This is a genomic window from Bacillus sp. FSL W8-1127, from assembly GCF_038006725.1.
GTDB lineage: Bacteria > Bacillota > Bacilli > Bacillales > DSM-4216 > Bacillus_O > Bacillus_O smithii.
In genome coordinates this window covers 40,147-52,801 of the sequence record NZ_JBBOVU010000002.1, presented here as the reverse complement: position 1 = coordinate 52,801, position 12,655 = coordinate 40,147, and the positions used below count along the sequence as shown (strand labels likewise).

The following is a 12,655-nucleotide window of genomic DNA, read 5'->3' as shown; positions in this document are numbered from 1 at the left end:
GCCATAACTACATATCCTTCTTGTTGAGCGTAGTCTGTTATATAAGTGACTTTTCTTTCAACAATTCGACCAGTTAATTACAACGATTTAATTAGCTTATATAACCCAACAACCATCACAACCATCAAAGCGAGAGAAATAATAATACATGCCAATCCTATTTGATAACTGAAATCATTGTCATCGCTGTTTCCACTTGAATGGGTTACATGTGCAGATGTTGCAGTAGAATGAGTTGCGATATGATTTATTGTTGGATGATGAATTGGAACACTATGGCTAGTCGAATGAAAACTTTCTGATTCTTCAACATGCGGTGTAGTAGTAGTTACATGAGGTTCGGAAGGCACTGAAACTGGATGTGCCCCCGAAACAGCAATTCCTAATTTCATTTTTGATCTTTCCCTTCTCCGATTTTCATTTTGTAATAATCAGGTTATTCTATAGTTTTGCTATATCGCGCTTTGCCTTTTCGATAATCCCCTCATGGTAAAATGAGATTGGGCAGCCAGGAGAGATCCTGGCGTTTTTGTACATTAACAGTTCGTCAGACCAATGCAGGATCAATCAATAAAACCGAACTTTCCTCACTTTGAAAATCATCAAGAATTTCTGAAATAGGAATTTCTTTTCCGTCTTCTGATAACCCTCTGCTATACTTTGCAAGAGCGTAATCGCGCTCAACCTCTTTCATTTCTAAGTGCAACGTACCATCATCATCTGCAACAAACTTTACATATGTTTTCATAGCATCCTCTTTATTCTCATCCTTAACTAGTGCGTAATATGGATAATATGTTTCAAAATATTTCATTGTTTAACAACTCCTTTTTTAAAATGTTCCTGGCGTTTTTTATTCAATTAATAGAATTTCTTTTATTCGATAATGTGCTGTTTCTGGATTCAATCGAATTTTTTCTTCTGCATCCGTTGTACTGTCTGCATTTATTTCTGTATGAAAAATCCCTCTCATGGGTGGAACTTCATACACAACTAAAAACTTCATTCTCCCTCCACTTCCTTGTGTTCAACGTAATACCCGCAACAGATCTTGATCACCGGTTTAAAGTCCCAAACTTCCCACCCGCAGTCGGGGCAATAGGAGATGATCACTTTTCTACCTCCAATGCTTGTCTCGCTATATCAAAACACCGTTGTACTCCTTTTTGTGTTCCTAATTCATTCAAATCTTTTGGCACTGGTTGAGAAAAATCGAAATAGGTATTCCAATGATTCAACACCTTTTCATACTGTTCCACTTTGCCTTGTGTTTGTCGGAGTTGTCTTTGTAATTCATACATTTCCTTTGTTTGATTCAGCCCAGCTTCCCAACTTGCGAGATCTTCTCGTAAATGTTCAATCTCTTGTTGTTGCTGTTCAGCTATATTCATAAATTTTGTTAACCCATCGACAATTCGATTAGCTACATCAGGATAGATTTCGTTAGTCGAATAGTAGTCGATTATGACTTTTTCGTAATATCTTTTTTCTTTCCACAATTCCACTTCATCATTCAAATACCTTTTATTACTCATTCCGCCGCCTCCAATTCAATGTTCACCCCTACCGAAGGCTTCTTGTGCTTGTTGAAGTATTCCATTCCCTCCTCTTTGAAATCCAACAAATCTGCAATATTATCTAAATATTGTCCTGTTTCTTTCTCTGATCTACTCCAAATAGATAACATTCTGTGGGCTTCTTTTAATGCAGAATCGAATTGCACTACTTCTGCGTTGTCATCCATAAGAGAAAGCATTTGATTCGCCACATCGTAATCAGTTAATTTGCGATCCCAAAATAAATCGTTCAATTTCTTTACAAGAGTTTCGCTATTCATTTCTTCCGATCCCTCCAATGTTTGTTGAACTTGTTCGTATATAACTGTTAGTAGACTAGTCATTTCTCCAAGTGCAATTTCTTCTTGTGTGTAATCTGTTTCTATGTCGTTTTTAATTCCTTTCAACGCCTTCTCATATCGTTCAATTTTTGCTTGCGCTTGTTGGAGTTGTTGCTCTGTCTTTTTCAATTCATCCATGTAGAAATGCTTGTCGTTAAGAAACTGTTCCGCCATCTCCGCTGCATCATTTAACGATTGCACTAGCTCCTCTGCTTTCTCCACTTGTTCGATGAGCCAATCAAAATGTTCCCGATCAATTTTGGCTAAATGCCCCTCACTTACCCAGCTTTCTTTTATTTCTTGTAAACGCTCTTTATCGCTCATTCCGCCACCTCCAATGCTTTTTCATATTCGCGCCAAGCAAAAAGTTTTTCGAAAAACAAAAAATCACGGTCAATCTTTTTGGCATATTTGTCCTTCAATTTGTCGTATAGTTTTCGATAATCAATGATTTCCCCCTTTGTTTCGCTCATTTCGTTCCCCCCGTCATTTTGCAAGTGTGCTGAATATTCTCCAGATATATCCTGACCACATATTAATCTGTTTACTTTTCATAACTAAAAACCCGAAACTTAATTTCTCTCATATTTTCACCCCCGATTGTATATAGCTGCCTCCATTACTCGGTTTCTATCATCGATGGAACGCCAAATCCAATGACGCCCCTTGTTTTCATACCAGTCGAACCAATGTGGTTCAAAGTCCGTTCGTTGTCCATATGCAACTCGATTTTTCCCATCATGATATAGTTCTGCGTGGACCATTTTGAATACACCATCATGATGGACAACAACTGTGTAGTCATCACTTTTTCCCCATTCCCATGCTCGAACATATCCAAGCACTTCCCAATCAGGAAAAATGCTTTGTAGTCTACTTAATATGACGTTATCGACTTTTCTTCCATCTTCTACAAAATCAAATATTGTCATTTGCATGGAATCAGCTCTCCTTTTGTGATTCTATAAATCGCTTGATTCTTGCATCCGCATAAGGTTTGCCCGACCAACTAGAAATTTCTTCAAAATAGAAAGGCTCATTGCATCGAGGACATATCGGCACCATTTTTCGTCCACGGTAACGTTTTTCTATTTCTTTAATGACGGTTAAATGCGGCTTATAGCTTGCGATCTGTCTTTTCTGATTTAACAACTGTTGTACCTGTTTTTCCATTTCTTCCCGTTTCTCCGCAATTTCCAAAAGGGCATCATACGGATCAACAACGGCCCCACAGCTGCTACATGTGACTCTCCTATTTGTCGTATCGATGACAAAATTCCGTCTCTGACATTGGCATATCTTTTCAAGCCCACGATTGATTCGTACTTGATCCAAAGACACTAATTTATCCGGTAATCTATCACTCAAGATAATCCCCCCGATAGCACTTTGTAATCAGCCGCGAATTTTCCAGCCCTTACGTAATCTAGCATTTAGTTCATGACGCTGTAACCGTTCATACAGCCAAACACGATTTCCGTTCTCACGACGATATAGTAAATACCATCCAGGTTTTCTCTTCGCTTTTCTCATACACTCACCCCGGAATTTTCCTATTTTTCTGAACTATGTAAAACTAAAGCCTGGCATAAAGTGTCGTAATCTAAATCAAAAATGGATGTACCCTTATATTGTTGAATTCCTTGATCTAACAGTCTTCTAATCGCTATTTGTTTTTTTAGTTCTTGACTGAAAGAAATTTTTTGATAAATTTTATTGTCTAAACGCAAACTGTTCCCAACATTTTTTCGAGGATGTTCATTTTGAAAACGAGTGTCAGGATAGAGCTGCATATCAAACGGTTTTGAAATTTTTACTGTATTCTTCATTTCTACACTCCCTCGCAAGGAAATTAAAGATTCAGCCAACACTTAAAAAACCACAATACTTCAACATCACTTAAAATTCATCAAATAAATAACCGCAGCAATCTCAAAGACTGCAATGAAAACGTAAGCAGCCCATCTTTCTATCACATTCAAATGATCCAAATTTTTAAACAAAATGAAGAAAAAAGGGATGATGACAATCGAAGAAACAAAAATTTCAAAAAGAATATTTGCAGTTAACATTTTTTTCACCTTATCATAAGGATTTAATGACTAATCTTGAAAAAATTAATAGAAAGCATAAAAATAGCAACAATACACAAAGCCCACAATGACCCTATCGTTAAGAACAGGTATTCTTTTCTTAATCCAACTGAAACCCCAATGATCGACACTATCCCGATAATGACAGCTATTGAGATAGGGAATACAAACGACAATTTTTATTTCTCCTTTAAGTTTTCTTCAAAAAGGTTTTCTTCAAAAAGACGAGCTAACTCATCGTCTTCCTTATTTTCCCAATATTCTTTTGTATAACCCGTCATGGCATATAGCCACTCAATAATTGTCTCTCGTTCATTATCTAACAACACGCCGCAAAACCTCCCTTCAGAAGTGGGACCTTCGATCTTCATTCCTCCAACTCAATAGCGTCCATATATTTTCCGCATTTTGGACAAGTTTTTTTCGGAATAACTCCATACAAAAGTTCCGATACCCGACATTCATAGCAAACGTACTCAATCATAGGCTTATAATCTTCCTTTGTTGATTTTCGAATCGTTCCGATCAACACTATTCCCTCCTCAATCATTTTCGGTTTCTGATTCATCAATTTCCTCGACAGCAAACCCCATCGCATATCCCAGGATGATAAGAGCTGTCCGTTTCATTCGATGAAAATGAGATGGCGTAATGTGTAATTCATTGCAAATCTCTTGAACACTACGTTTTGGGAGCCGTAAAAAATATTCATAGATGATGATTCGATGATCTGGTTTTAAGCGTTCTAATTTTTTTAAAATAGAAGCACAAAAATCGTATGCTTCTATATTGGCCATAGCATGGCTTTCCGTTGAAGAATAAGAGTTATATACGGGTCTTTGGGATTCATTCAAGGTGTAGCTAGATGTGATTTTCGGATAATGTTTATCACCCAATACCCAAAGACACCGTTCATACTTCTTAAATTCATTAAGAACCTTTTTAATAATCATGTCTTCTTGTTCCTTAGACGGTTCAATTAGCAACAAGTGCATCATCTCCTTGGACGTTATTATCGTTGGAAACGTTCATCAGCACTTTTCGCAACGAACATAAGTGACATAATAAAAACTCCAGCCATTCCACCTATAAAAAAACCTGTTAACATTCCCCAAAAAAATGATGTAATCATATCCATTCCTCCATTTATTTTCATAGGAAACAAGACATTTAATGTCGTTATTAAACACATTCTATACGACATTAGATTTCGTGTCAACGCAATATGGAATTTACAAAAATCAACTATAACCAGCAACTATATGTTGCCATCTATATCAAAAAAAATAGTCCAAGAGACTTCCAAGACCGGACCTAGCTTTTTGGCCACTTTTATAGACGGAGATCTTACACCGTTTTCAATCATTCCATAATACTGTCGCGAAATACTTGCTTTTTCCGCGACAGCTTTGTGACTTAAGCCTTTTTTGGCCCTTTGAGTCATTAAAATGGTTCGAAGTTCCTGTCTAGTCAAATTCCATAATCATCCCCTAATAACGCCACTTTTTGTTTCGTGTAAAGTAAAAGTTCACAAACGAACGAAGATTTTAGCAATTTTCACTTACCTTTATGTAGTATGATATACATTTTTTTTATGGACTGTCAATATTTGTTGAACATTTTTTTATTCATTTGTTTAAAAGTAACCTAAAGTTGCGGTAAAATAAATTTATGTATATCCAGTACACGTATCACTGTCAAAAAAAGGAGGAAGTTTATGTTTCCTCAAAGGCTTAAATCTTTAAGACTATCAAAAAAATTATCCCAACAAGATATGGCAAATCTTTTAGGCATTACTCGTCAAGCATATGGGAGGTACGAAAGTGGTCAGTCTGAACCTGACATTGAAAATCTGAGAAAACTGGCCAAATTTTTTGATGTAAGTATTGATTACTTACTAGATGGCCAAGAATATAAAAAGGTAGTCGTCGCCGGAGAAGAGATTCTACTATCTGAAAAAGAATATAGAACCTTTCAAGAAATGAAAAAATATTCCATTCTGTTTCACGATCTTGCCACTGCTCCAGAAGCAAAGGTAAAACAATTAATTAAAATGTGGGAAATAATCAAAGAGGATTACGAAGAAGAACAAGAAACAAATAATGATAACTGATAAAAAAATATGGGGAATTATTTGGATTATTGTGATTAATATGTATACGTTGAACTCACTATATTAGTGGGTTCTTTTTTATTTTTAAATCCTTTTTTAAACCCATGCCCGTCTATTACATACAAATTTTGCATAAATTCCATATTTTTTATATTATTTCTTTATCAAACACAATTAAGCCAAAAGTTATAGATCAATAGTATCAGGAATGGTGAATATCCAAATATATTTTGTACAAGGAAGTGGTGACTTTGCAGCTAAAAGAACTATTACCTCATCAATTAACTTTCGATATTTGGGAAGAACATGCAAACGATGTTCTTTCTCAATTCAATTTTGCATCACATGATGAAATTGACCTCTTCGAAATTTGTACAAGGTATGGCATAAAAATTAAAAGCATAGATAAGAGCAATTATGCCATAAAATCTTTTGCCATTCCGAAAAAAAAGGGGAGAACAGGAACCATATACATATATCCTGGGCTTAACGCTATTGAAGAAAGAATCCTTCTTGCAGAAGAATTTTGTCACTGCTACTTACACAATATGAATCAACTACAGTGTAATAAACAAAGCCGCAACAAAACAGAAGCGCAAGCAAAGAAAATGTCTGCATACCTGTTAATTCCCAGTTCTTTTTTAGAGAGCATTGATCTTTCTGATGACGAAAATGTATGGAATACCGAAATTGCCAACCATTTCATGGTGAGTGAAGAGTTTGCTAATTACAGATTGAAATTAATCCGCCAACGAACACAGTTCCCACATCAATATGTTGCATACGCATAATGCTCGATAAAATAACTAAACATCCGCACAAACTGTTATTTGACTCTCTTAATTTAATTAAGAGAGCTTTTTTAGTGCAAAAATTCTATGCACATCGGTATAAAAGGCACAGTTCTCCCTTTGCTGCAACGATTGGAATTATTTGGGGTCTACGGTTAATAAACGCCTAGCGCGTCCAGATCGGCGCTTTTCGGCTTTGGTTTTTCGTTGAGCCAGTCGTAAAAAACGACCCGAGGCGAAGGCTTAACCGTTTGTTGTTTTAGTTGTTGCTTGCGTTTAAGTTCTTCGAGTTTGGCTCGTCTCATTTCATCGGAAAGCACACGATCCACATAAGCCGATAGATACTTAATACCATGGTTATTCCGTTTTTGTGCTTCATCGACCTTAATTGCTATGTATTTTACAATTTTTTCAAATGGATGTATTTCTCCTTTTACATAACTATTAATCTTGTTATTAAAAGGTAATCCTAAAATGGTAGCAAACGTTTTAAGCGCTTCATCCCTTGTCGCTGTAGGCTTTTCGGTGTTTTCTACTTTTTCATCTACTTTTTCATTTAACCCCAAAATAGAAGCGATCTTGTCAAAATTTGCATGGTTGCGGAAGATGACAACCGGAGTTTTTAGGCCGTTGCTTTTCGGATTTTCACGGTAACAAACGACAACCTCGCCGGATTCTTTAAGTAGACCGATTGCTCGGCTAATCGTTGATGTCGATACACCGAGCTTTTTTATCAAGGTTTCGTAGCCGTTAAATGAAAAGCCGCGATCGGTAGCCTTCCATATGATCTCGTCGATGACAAGGATCGTTTTTTTGGCTTTGCGGAGTTTGCGGCCAAGCGCGTCGGTAATACGGTCCATCAATTCGTCTTTAATTTTTTTGCGCTTATACACATACGTTGTAACTCTTTCGATGTTTTTTAATTCGGCGAATTGTTCGTTAGGGATAATATGCACATTTCGTTTTGATTTTTTTGAAACCATATAAAAAACCTCCTAATCCCCCCTGAACACGAATTTCCAAAGGGATTGAGAGGTTTTTCCATACTCACAAACAATGTTTACAGGACATCTAAAAGAACATCTAAAAAAACTAAAAGAAATCCTGTAATAATAAGATTTTAGGGTTTACATTATCACCATTTTATCGTAAAATAAAGACAGTGATAATCCTAAAAATCTTAAATAGTTTTGTTTGTTTCTCTCAATCCCTGTTTAAGTGTATTAGTGTTTCGAGACGCCAATCTTTCCACACTAATACAGCCGGCAGGGGTTTTATTTTTTATTAATTATTGAAATTGACAAAAATTACAAGTTGTCCAAAAAATGTCAAAGTTTGTCAGGAAATTTTTTGTTGCCTTTGTGTTTTTTATTCTATCATTCTTTTTTTCATTTTACAATAACCATTATTTCTATTATTTTGATAAAATGGTTATTGTAAAATGAAATTCACAGTAATTCTACTATATCTCTAATACGTAATCTAATTTTTTTTGTCCTTTTTTGCAAACAAACGCGCAAAAAAGCCTTTTGGTGTCTCTTTTTCTGCTGCTGTCTGTTCAATCATCATTCTTCTTTTTTCAAGACTTTGTTTAAGAGATTCCAATAAGAATTTGTCTCTTTCTTCAAGTCGCTTATTAATGTATTCGTTTTGCTTTTGGATCTGTTCGAGTAACTGTTTATTAAATTGTTTCTGTTCTTCTAATGACTTCTTAATATCCTTTAATTCTTCGGCCACATTAACGGTCATCCATTCATCATCATCACCTTGAACCGTTATGGTCATCGTAGCTCCACTTGTTGCAAGGATATTTTCTATTTCTTCCGCATTTTTACCTTCCGCATATAGTTGCCTAATTGTCTCCAGTACAGTCAAAGAGTCGTCATGAATCAGATACTTTTTATGCATCTTTTTAACTTTCAAATATATAGAAAACTGTCTTAGATAGCGTCTTACCGTTTCAACAGGAACATTTATTTTCTCGCTGCACTCTGAAACAGTCATCCATTCTTGATCGTTCATTGCTTCACACCCTTTCATATATCGGTCATTCAAACATACGTCATTCGATTATACTCCTATATTCGTTGAAAATAAAAGATTTTCCTGCTAAAAAGTCATGATTGGCTACAAGGATCAGCGATACAGTCATAAAAAAATAGATCATTCAATTAGGTGGTCATGAACTACACATGAACGATTGACTTTTTAATAGAAGCATAGTAAAAGAGACAGTGCAAAAGGTCTGTCTCTTTTACTACATGCGTTATCAAAAATTTTCCAGGTCAAGACTTGAGAAGTCAATTTTATTTTCTGTATTTTGTTGATTTATCTCTTTTTGTTCTGTAGCTAAGGTTGGCTCATTATAAACGATGTTTGTATTTTCGTCAGATTTAGCATTGTTGTTCTTGTTGTCAGCATTATCATTACTTTTGATCTTTGGATTTGGAATGAATTCTGGGAAGAACTCTCCATCTTGAGAAAAGACTAGCATTTCTGTATGCAGTCTTTTCTCGATTTCATAATCTGTCACATCACAATATCCGAATCGGTAAATAGCGTGTTCAATCAGCTTCAAAATACTGTTTTTGTAATTTAATTGGGCGTCGACCCATTGATTAATTTTCTTTTTTTTCTCGTCATTCAGATTGTCTAAACCTATCAAAAGCTGTTTTCTTTCTTTTGTCATGATTGTGGCACTTCCTTATTCTCAAACAAGATTTTTGCTAATCTCAAGCAACCACGACTGTTCAACGAGGCTGCATATTTTTTCGGGATCCAGACGACTTTTGCTTTAACTTGGTTAGCGAAATTAACCAAGTTATCATACATATCTTCCTTAAATACAATACTACCTCCACCATGTACAAAGAAAAATTCGGCTTCACTAGATGTTTTTGTTTGAAAAGCTTCAATAATGGTTTCTAATATTCGTTCAGATTGAAGAAAAGTCGCTTCTTTCATTTTTTGTTTAGCAATTTCAGCACGTTCCCCATCTTCACTCAAGAGTTTCATATAGTGCTGCCGTGTGATGTCTCCGATGTGATTACCCAATTCCTCGCGATAAAGTCGGATCGCTTCTTGAGTTGCGTGTCCGACACCTAAGTGTCGACCGAAGCTTCCATTAGGAACAGGGTTCATTCCAATGGTGTAAATAAATTCAGTTGTTCCATCGCCAATATCTGCATGCAATACTCGCTTATCCACGAAGTCTTTTACAGACATTTCTATTTTTTTCTCACTTTCTTTGTTGTAAGTTTCATGGAAGATGGACAGGATGTCCTCGCCACTTTCCAAAAAGGCAAGCATAGTCGTTTTGCCTTCCTCTGTTACTTTTACCCGACTAAATTGAACTACTACTTGAACTGGCCGATCAGCGACATAAACTGTTATAAGATGTTCTCCCGATAGAAAACGATCTTCCAATATTTTGGCGTTCGTTTTCGTAAATTCGCTAGATGGTATGGCTGTAGCCATATCACATTCTAGCTTTAGAGGAGAACTAGGCAACTCTCCATTTTCTTCATAATAGTCAAGAATGGCAATACCGGCCAGCATTGAAAGAGACATTATCACGGGTATATCATGTTGATGCTTATTTCCAAGTTGGATATTCATGTTCCGAATATTTTCGGGATTTTTCAAGGCTTTATTGCCTATGTAAAACAAACCGTCTCTTTTAATCGCCTTACTAGTAATATGCACTAGTAAATTATCGATTAAAGTGGCTATCGCTGCTTTTTCAGAAATGTCACTTGCATCAGGCTTGGACAAAAGAAAAGAAACGACGGATGGCTGCTTAACGATACGAATTTCCTTTTCATTCTTTCCATGTTCATAGACTATTTCAGTTTTAGCATTTCCAATATCGGTACCAATTAAATATTTCATATCCATTTTAATCGCTCCTTTAAAATCATTTTCTGATTTCATTATAATCCAATTCATTAGTTTTGTCTATATTTTAAATATATTTTTTATATGTTTTCTATATTATTGGAATATATTTTTTAATTTTTCCCGTTTTTCCGGAACAAACATATCGATAAATATCTTTTGAATTTATTTTATATATTAAATTGATATAATATTTATATGTTTTGAATATAAAATGTATATTGTATACTAATGAAGACTATTTTTAAACTTGAATTCACTAAGGATCCTTTCTTCCGTTTGAAAGGCAAAAGAAAAAAGAAGAAAACCAAAATATAAAAAATAAAATTAGTTGCAATGAAATTTTGACGTCACCATTAGGTGGAGAATTTTTAGACAGTCAGAAAGATGTTCTCAAATGGGAAGGGTTTTCTTTTTTTTAAAAAAACAATTCATAGATAGGTTTAAAATGAAGATACCGAATAACGAAAGGGGACCGGAAAAAATGGCAGTAAAAGAAGGGAGCATTAAACTTAGCAAAAAAGAAAGATTCATCCGTATTGGTCAGCTTGAAAGGGAATATCTTGAATACGATGAATTTGTTCTTTATGAAGGTGAAATTTGTATTGATCGTGAAACAGAAAAGGCGATTAAAATAAAATTCACTGGATCAGCAACTATCTTAACGGATTCACTCGAAAATGGTGGGAAAAGAACTGATGAAGTATATGAAAAAGTTAAATCTGTTTGGCTGCCAAAAAGTCAGTGCCGTATTGAATCTGATACGATCATCATTCCGTTGTGGTTAGCAGAGAAAAATGATCTCTGCGCTTACCTTATGGAGGCATAAAATGTGGGAAACCGATAACTATATGACACTAAAAAGCTCTTCTCAAATAAGAAGGGTTTTTTCTTTTTTTAAAACCACCGAAACAGTGGCCAAAAGAAAAATATATCTGCTTTGGAAAAGTGGAATGTGGTATGCACCTCAAGATATTATGTTTCTTCTACTTCCACGTTTATAACGTTTTCAAATTTCACACGCTCCACATTTCCCTCTTTGTCCTTCACTCTTATCTCTTTCTGTATTGGATCCAAATAGTGAATATATCCACGAACTTTCTCTGTGAAGCCATCATACCAGATTTCAAATTGCACCGGGAAATGGTATTCCACAGCATAGTGGATCTTTTCCTCTATTTCCTGCACCTGATATGGATCTAATAAAGGTTTTGGTGCTTTGTAATAGTCCTTTTCGTTAAATTCACGTAGCAATTCCATATGCTCTGGAATAAAAAACGAAGTCCATTTCTTTTCGCCCCGATCGTAATGAAGATATCTTGTATCCATCTTCTTCATTGAACCACCCCAACAAGAACGTTTGTTCTTATTATATTACGAACATAGGTTCTCATTCAAGACGAAAATAACATCAAAATATAAGAAAATTACAGAAAAATTTAAAAAAGATGTTGACTATATAATTATATAAATGTATAATAAAGATACAGCAAGGGAGGTTAAATAAATTAAAATGAGAGTTGAAAATATCGCCGGAATTGAAGTAAATGTCGATGAAGCGTTGCAATTCTTGCTTGGTGTTGGTGAAACAAAAATAGATCAAGAAGATGGTTATTATCTTTTGAAGTTTGACGATGAAGGTTATCGTTTAGTCTTAACAGTTGACTACGAGCGTACCGTTGCCGATCCCGAAAAAGGATTATCGGCCATCGGCCTAAATACTGTATTTAATGAAACATATTTTGTTGATGAATTTTCGTTTGATCAGCTTATCGAAGACTTACATGCTCAAAACCTCGAAGATGTAGAGTTTTGGGTATTAAATTCCCTGGAAAAACAGCAAAAATTTTGAAAGGAGAATGAA

At 35.3% G+C, this 12,655-nt stretch carries 24 protein-coding genes; 4 read left to right on the top strand and 20 right to left on the bottom strand.

Annotated elements, in window-relative coordinates:
- Window positions 1–77: 77 nt before the first annotated feature.
- The 15 genes from NST12_RS16680 to NST12_RS16610 all read right to left on the bottom strand — a co-directional run bounded on the left by NST12_RS16680 (window position 78) and on the right by NST12_RS16610 (window position 5,434).
- The gene (locus NST12_RS16680; protein WP_341102500.1) at window positions 78–392 is read right to left on the bottom strand and encodes a hypothetical protein; all 315 of its coding nucleotides are present in this window, start codon (window positions 390–392) and stop codon (window positions 78–80) included.
- A 155-nt stretch (window positions 393–547) separates the two neighbouring features.
- Window positions 548–814: a hypothetical protein gene (locus NST12_RS16675; protein ID WP_341027945.1), complete on the bottom strand. Its 267-nt coding sequence runs from the start codon at window positions 812–814 to the stop codon at window positions 548–550.
- A gap of 39 nt (window positions 815–853) precedes the next feature.
- Window positions 854–1,006 (bottom strand): hypothetical protein, encoded by a 153-nt coding sequence (locus tag NST12_RS16670; protein WP_157404840.1) that lies wholly within the window; start codon window positions 1,004–1,006, stop codon window positions 854–856.
- 103 nt (window positions 1,007–1,109) lie between these two features.
- Complete coding sequence (locus tag NST12_RS16665; protein ID WP_341102495.1) at window positions 1,110–1,535, bottom strand: hypothetical protein; 426 nt, start codon at window positions 1,533–1,535, stop codon at window positions 1,110–1,112.
- Window positions 1,532–2,221, bottom strand: coding sequence for a hypothetical protein (locus tag NST12_RS16660; RefSeq protein ID WP_341102490.1), 690 nt, complete (start codon window positions 2,219–2,221; stop codon window positions 1,532–1,534). The genes NST12_RS16665 and NST12_RS16660 overlap by 4 nt, the downstream gene beginning before the upstream one ends.
- Entirely contained in the window at window positions 2,218–2,370 is a 153-nt protein-coding gene (locus NST12_RS16655) for a hypothetical protein (RefSeq protein ID WP_341102486.1), read from the bottom strand. Before NST12_RS16655 ends, NST12_RS16660 begins: the two co-directional genes overlap by 4 nt.
- Before the next feature lie 117 nt (window positions 2,371–2,487).
- Window positions 2,488–2,835 carry a hypothetical protein gene (locus NST12_RS16650; protein ID WP_341102484.1) on the bottom strand — a complete coding sequence of 116 codons (348 nt, stop codon included), beginning with the start codon at window positions 2,833–2,835 and terminating at the stop codon, window positions 2,488–2,490.
- A gap of 4 nt (window positions 2,836–2,839) precedes the next feature.
- Window positions 2,840–3,265 carry a hypothetical protein gene (locus NST12_RS16645; RefSeq protein WP_061778527.1) on the bottom strand — a complete coding sequence of 142 codons (426 nt, stop codon included), beginning with the start codon at window positions 3,263–3,265 and terminating at the stop codon, window positions 2,840–2,842.
- 185 nt (window positions 3,266–3,450) lie between these two features.
- On the bottom strand, window positions 3,451–3,726 hold the full coding sequence (locus NST12_RS16640) for a hypothetical protein (protein ID WP_061778526.1): 276 nt from the start codon (window positions 3,724–3,726) through the stop codon (window positions 3,451–3,453).
- A gap of 66 nt (window positions 3,727–3,792) precedes the next feature.
- On the bottom strand, window positions 3,793–3,969 hold the full coding sequence (locus tag NST12_RS16635; protein ID WP_157404839.1) for a hypothetical protein: 177 nt from the start codon (window positions 3,967–3,969) through the stop codon (window positions 3,793–3,795).
- A gap of 200 nt (window positions 3,970–4,169) precedes the next feature.
- Window positions 4,170–4,319 carry a hypothetical protein gene (locus NST12_RS16630; protein ID WP_341102478.1) on the bottom strand — a complete coding sequence of 50 codons (150 nt, stop codon included), beginning with the start codon at window positions 4,317–4,319 and terminating at the stop codon, window positions 4,170–4,172.
- Window positions 4,320–4,357: 38 nt separating this feature from the next.
- Complete coding sequence (locus tag NST12_RS16625; RefSeq protein WP_341102474.1) at window positions 4,358–4,519, bottom strand: hypothetical protein; 162 nt, start codon at window positions 4,517–4,519, stop codon at window positions 4,358–4,360.
- A gap of 13 nt (window positions 4,520–4,532) precedes the next feature.
- Window positions 4,533–4,979 (bottom strand): ArpU family phage packaging/lysis transcriptional regulator, encoded by a 447-nt coding sequence (locus tag NST12_RS16620; RefSeq protein WP_341102471.1) that lies wholly within the window; start codon window positions 4,977–4,979, stop codon window positions 4,533–4,535.
- A 23-nt stretch (window positions 4,980–5,002) separates the two neighbouring features.
- Window positions 5,003–5,122, bottom strand: coding sequence for a DUF3789 domain-containing protein (locus NST12_RS16615; protein WP_341102468.1), 120 nt, complete (start codon window positions 5,120–5,122; stop codon window positions 5,003–5,005).
- 126 nt (window positions 5,123–5,248) lie between these two features.
- Window positions 5,249–5,434 (bottom strand): helix-turn-helix transcriptional regulator, encoded by a 186-nt coding sequence (locus NST12_RS16610; RefSeq protein WP_341102562.1) that lies wholly within the window; start codon window positions 5,432–5,434, stop codon window positions 5,249–5,251.
- Window positions 5,435–5,707: 273 nt separating this feature from the next.
- Between NST12_RS16610 and NST12_RS16605 the strand changes: the two genes are divergently transcribed.
- Together NST12_RS16605 and NST12_RS16600 are read left to right on the top strand one after the other, a co-directional pair.
- Window positions 5,708–6,103, top strand: coding sequence for a helix-turn-helix domain-containing protein (locus NST12_RS16605; protein WP_341102465.1), 396 nt, complete (start codon window positions 5,708–5,710; stop codon window positions 6,101–6,103).
- A 251-nt stretch (window positions 6,104–6,354) separates the two neighbouring features.
- Complete coding sequence (locus tag NST12_RS16600; RefSeq protein ID WP_341102461.1) at window positions 6,355–6,894, top strand: ImmA/IrrE family metallo-endopeptidase; 540 nt, start codon at window positions 6,355–6,357, stop codon at window positions 6,892–6,894.
- Window positions 6,895–7,049: 155 nt separating this feature from the next.
- Here the strand turns inward: NST12_RS16600 and NST12_RS16595 are convergent, their stop codons facing one another.
- The 4 genes from NST12_RS16595 to NST12_RS16580 form a co-directional block, all read right to left on the bottom strand.
- The gene (locus NST12_RS16595; RefSeq protein WP_341102459.1) at window positions 7,050–7,877 is read right to left on the bottom strand and encodes a hypothetical protein; all 828 of its coding nucleotides are present in this window, start codon (window positions 7,875–7,877) and stop codon (window positions 7,050–7,052) included.
- 499 nt (window positions 7,878–8,376) lie between these two features.
- Window positions 8,377–8,916, bottom strand: coding sequence for a MerR family transcriptional regulator (locus NST12_RS16590; protein WP_341102457.1), 540 nt, complete (start codon window positions 8,914–8,916; stop codon window positions 8,377–8,379).
- Between the two features lie 247 nt (window positions 8,917–9,163).
- The gene (locus NST12_RS16585) at window positions 9,164–9,583 is read right to left on the bottom strand and encodes a hypothetical protein (protein ID WP_341102455.1); all 420 of its coding nucleotides are present in this window, start codon (window positions 9,581–9,583) and stop codon (window positions 9,164–9,166) included.
- Window positions 9,580–10,791: a ParM/StbA family protein gene (locus tag NST12_RS16580; protein WP_341102452.1), complete on the bottom strand. Its 1,212-nt coding sequence runs from the start codon at window positions 10,789–10,791 to the stop codon at window positions 9,580–9,582. The genes NST12_RS16585 and NST12_RS16580 overlap by 4 nt, the downstream gene beginning before the upstream one ends.
- A gap of 484 nt (window positions 10,792–11,275) precedes the next feature.
- On the opposite strand from NST12_RS16580, the gene NST12_RS16575 reads away from it, so the two are divergent.
- Window positions 11,276–11,620, top strand: coding sequence for a hypothetical protein (locus tag NST12_RS16575; protein WP_341102450.1), 345 nt, complete (start codon window positions 11,276–11,278; stop codon window positions 11,618–11,620).
- Between the two features lie 146 nt (window positions 11,621–11,766).
- On the opposite strand, the gene NST12_RS16570 is transcribed toward NST12_RS16575, so the two are convergent.
- The gene (locus NST12_RS16570) at window positions 11,767–12,129 is read right to left on the bottom strand and encodes a YolD-like family protein (protein ID WP_341102447.1); all 363 of its coding nucleotides are present in this window, start codon (window positions 12,127–12,129) and stop codon (window positions 11,767–11,769) included.
- Between the two features lie 175 nt (window positions 12,130–12,304).
- Here NST12_RS16570 and NST12_RS16565 point away from each other — a divergent pair, with 175 nt between their 5' ends.
- Entirely contained in the window at window positions 12,305–12,643 is a 339-nt protein-coding gene (locus NST12_RS16565) for a hypothetical protein (RefSeq protein WP_341102444.1), read from the top strand.
- Window positions 12,644–12,655 lie beyond the last annotated feature (12 nt).

Bases quoted from the DNA above. Each gene is read 5' to 3' on its own strand.
- NST12_RS16680 (WP_341102500.1), bottom strand. From the start codon at position 392: ATGAAATTAGGAATTGCTGTTTCGGGGGCACATCCAGTTTCAGTGCCT.
- NST12_RS16675 (WP_341027945.1), bottom strand. From the start codon at position 814: ATGAAATATTTTGAAACATATTATCCATATTACGCACTAGTTAAGGAT.
- NST12_RS16670 (WP_157404840.1), bottom strand. From the start codon at position 1,006: ATGAAGTTTTTAGTTGTGTATGAAGTTCCACCCATGAGAGGGATTTTT.
- NST12_RS16665 (WP_341102495.1), bottom strand. From the start codon at position 1,535: ATGAGTAATAAAAGGTATTTGAATGATGAAGTGGAATTGTGGAAAGAA.
- NST12_RS16660 (WP_341102490.1), bottom strand. From the start codon at position 2,221: ATGAGCGATAAAGAGCGTTTACAAGAAATAAAAGAAAGCTGGGTAAGT.
- NST12_RS16655 (WP_341102486.1), bottom strand. From the start codon at position 2,370: ATGAGCGAAACAAAGGGGGAAATCATTGATTATCGAAAACTATACGAC.
- NST12_RS16650 (WP_341102484.1), bottom strand. From the start codon at position 2,835: ATGCAAATGACAATATTTGATTTTGTAGAAGATGGAAGAAAAGTCGAT.
- NST12_RS16640 (WP_061778526.1), bottom strand. From the start codon at position 3,726: ATGAAGAATACAGTAAAAATTTCAAAACCGTTTGATATGCAGCTCTAT.
- NST12_RS16635 (WP_157404839.1), bottom strand. From the start codon at position 3,969: ATGTTAACTGCAAATATTCTTTTTGAAATTTTTGTTTCTTCGATTGTC.
- NST12_RS16615 (WP_341102468.1), bottom strand. From the start codon at position 5,122: ATGATTACATCATTTTTTTGGGGAATGTTAACAGGTTTTTTTATAGGT.
- NST12_RS16610 (WP_341102562.1), bottom strand. From the start codon at position 5,434: ATGACTCAAAGGGCCAAAAAAGGCTTAAGTCACAAAGCTGTCGCGGAA.
- NST12_RS16605 (WP_341102465.1), top strand. From the start codon at position 5,708: ATGTTTCCTCAAAGGCTTAAATCTTTAAGACTATCAAAAAAATTATCC.
- NST12_RS16595 (WP_341102459.1), bottom strand. From the start codon at position 7,877: ATGGTTTCAAAAAAATCAAAACGAAATGTGCATATTATCCCTAACGAA.
- NST12_RS16590 (WP_341102457.1), bottom strand. From the start codon at position 8,916: ATGAACGATCAAGAATGGATGACTGTTTCAGAGTGCAGCGAGAAAATA.
- NST12_RS16585 (WP_341102455.1), bottom strand. From the start codon at position 9,583: ATGACAAAAGAAAGAAAACAGCTTTTGATAGGTTTAGACAATCTGAAT.
- NST12_RS16580 (WP_341102452.1), bottom strand. From the start codon at position 10,791: ATGGATATGAAATATTTAATTGGTACCGATATTGGAAATGCTAAAACT.
- NST12_RS16575 (WP_341102450.1), top strand. From the start codon at position 11,276: ATGGCAGTAAAAGAAGGGAGCATTAAACTTAGCAAAAAAGAAAGATTC.
- NST12_RS16570 (WP_341102447.1), bottom strand. From the start codon at position 12,129: ATGAAGAAGATGGATACAAGATATCTTCATTACGATCGGGGCGAAAAG.
- NST12_RS16565 (WP_341102444.1), top strand. From the start codon at position 12,305: ATGAGAGTTGAAAATATCGCCGGAATTGAAGTAAATGTCGATGAAGCG.